The sequence below is a fragment of the Dethiosulfatibacter sp. genome (assembly GCF_983023055.1).
This window is the reverse complement of the sequence record NZ_CEZJXU010000365.1, coordinates 1-2,690: the sequence shown is the minus strand read 5'-3', so window position 1 is coordinate 2,690 and position 2,690 is coordinate 1. Positions and strand designations below refer to the sequence as shown.

Sequence of the window (2,690 nt, the reverse complement as noted above, 5' to 3'; positions counted from 1 at the left end):
CATTTGTTGCTGCAACAATCCTTGCATTGAAGTTTATGGATTTATTTCCTCCTATTCTGTAAAATTGCCTGTCGTTCAAAGCATTCAGAAGCTTAACCTGAAGTGTATAAGGCATGTCACCTATTTCATCAAGGAATATGGTACCTTCACCGGCTTCCTCGAATAGTCCTTTCTTTCCACCTCTCAGTGCACCGGTAAATGCTCCCTCCTCATAGCCGAATAGCTCCGATTCAATTAGGTGCTCAGGGATTGCTCCGCAATTTATCTTTATTATATTTCCTTTTTTGTTCCTGTCGCTAATGCCGTGTATATATGTAGCAAGAAAATCCTTTCCAACTCCTGTTTCTCCAAGAATTAATATTGTACTGTCAACATGTGCTAATCTTTTAGCCTGCTTGTATAGGGATGTGACTATCTTGTTGTTTGATACCACGGCTTCCTCATTGTCAAACCTGTCTCCTTGAGATTCGAGTTTTTTCTTAAAAGCAAGAGACAGTGTATCCTCCTTAGTAAGGCTCTTCATAAGCATATCAAGTTCTGAAACATCCCTTATTACAGCTATTGTTCTCTTAAGATTACCTTTTTCATCATATATGGGTGAACCTGAAACCAGACATTTCTGCCCCTGGTAATAATTGTTTATAGTAGACACAGGACCCTGTGTTTCGATTACCTTGGCACAACATGAATTTGGAAGAACCTCGTCTTTCCTTAAGCCATAGACTGTTTCGCCTATGAGGGCGTCCCTACTAAGGCCGGAGAGATTAACAAAAGCATCATTTACAAAAAGAGTCTTTCCCTTTTCATCCGTAATATAAATACCGTCTTCAAGCTTGTTGAGCATTTCATTGTTTATATACCTCTGGCGATTAAGGTATTCAATCTGGTATTCAAGCTCCTCGTATAGAGAATAGTCCGAAAGAAAAAACAGATACATATCGTCATTGTGAAGCTTTATCTTTCTCTGCATAATATAATACTGGCTTCCTTCTTCATTCTCCACTATATAGAATTCTCCAAAAAATTCGTATCTGAGATTGTTGAACAGAACAGAAAGCTTCTTGTTTTTTAAAATACTTTTGTCGTTTACAAAATGGTAGAAGTTCTTATCGTATTCCTGTATATTGTATTTATCATCAGTTATGACATAACTGAAATATGCAAGTTCAAGATTCGGTAGTGTAATTTTAGTTTCCATATGCACCTCTAGGTATAATTATATATGGATATATGCAGTTTTGCAAGCAACATTGCACACATATATGCAATGTTGCATATATGTTGTTCCTTTTCATTTCATTCGATTTTCCGAACTTTCCCCATTTTTCAACGAAATTCATCTTTTTTTAAGTTTGTTGTTTCTTGGCACACTAATTGCATTATATATTCATATCAAAATAACTGACAACGACATCAAGGAATGCAAAACATCAAATAAAGATAAAATAATGGAGGATTCAAAATGAGTAGAGAAGTAGTTATAGCATCAGCAGTAAGAACTCCTGTAGGCGTTTATGGCGGAAGTTTAGCTAAAGTGACAGCGGTTGAATTGGGAGCCATTGCAGCTAAGGAAGCAATTAAACAAGCAAAAATTGATCCAGCAATGATCGACGAGTATATAATCGGAAACGTACTTAGCGCTGGTCTTGGACAAAACGTAGCAAGACAGGTAGCTATAGCAGCAGATGTACCTGTAGAAGTAACGGGTTTCACAATCAACAAGGTATGTGGATCAGGACTTAGAGCAGCAAGCATGGCTTATCAGTTCATTCAAAACGGTGACTGTGAAATCGTTCTTTGCGGTGGAACAGAAAGCATGAGCAACGCACCATACCTTCTTCCAGACAATAGATGGGGAAAGAGGATGGGAGATGGAAAAGTAATCGACTCAATGGTACACGACGGACTATTCGACATCTACAACAAATATCACATGGGTATAACTGCAGAAAATGTTGCAGAGCAATGGGGAGTTACTAGAGAAGAGCAGGACAATTTTGCTGCAACAAGTCAGAACAGAGCCGAAGCTGCTCAAAAATCAGGAAGATTCAAAGAAGAAATAGTTCCTGTTGTAATCCCACAAAGAAAAGGTGATCCTATAGTAGTAGACACTGACGAATTCCCAAGACACGGCACAACTGCTGAAAAGCTTGCAAAACTTAGACCAGCATTTAAAAAAGACGGTACAGTAACTGCAGGAAACGCTTCAGGAATCAACGACGGTGCTGCAATGTTCATAGTCATGAGCAAAGACGCTGCAGATAAACTAGGTGTTGAGCCCCTAGCTACAATCAAAGGATTCGGAAGCGGCGGAGTTGATCCAAGCATCATGGGTGTTGGACCAATCCCTGCATGTAAAAAAGCTATGGATAGAGCTGGATGGAAAGCTGAAGATATTGACCTTGTAGAAGCAAATGAAGCTTTTGCAGCGCAGGCAATAACTATTGTAAAAGACCTTGGATTCAACACAGACAAAGTAAATGTAAACGGTGGAGCAATATCAATTGGACACCCAATCGGTGCTTCAGGTGCAAGAATACTAGTTACACTTCTACATGAAATGGTAAAAAGAGATGACAAGAAAGGTCTTGCAACTCTTTGTATCGGTGGTGGAATGGGTACGACTGTTCTTGTCGAAAGATAAGGAGGAATATTTTGAAAAAACTTATTACTATGAAAGAGGCTGTCTC

Annotated in this window: 2 protein-coding genes; one reads left to right on the top strand and one right to left on the bottom strand. The window is 38.9% G+C overall.

Translation table 11 applies throughout. The annotated features are described in order from the left end of the window. Window positions 1–1,198: sigma 54-interacting transcriptional regulator (locus AC3AX0_RS11075; RefSeq protein WP_487550346.1), on the bottom strand; the 1,198-nt coding region annotated here is incomplete at its 3' end. A 264-nt stretch (window positions 1,199–1,462) separates the two neighbouring features. On the opposite strand from AC3AX0_RS11075, the gene AC3AX0_RS11070 reads away from it, so the two are divergent. Further along, a complete protein-coding gene (locus AC3AX0_RS11070) occupies window positions 1,463–2,644 on the top strand; it encodes an acetyl-CoA C-acetyltransferase (protein ID WP_487550345.1) in 1,182 nt (393 codons plus the stop codon). Window positions 2,645–2,690 lie beyond the last annotated feature (46 nt).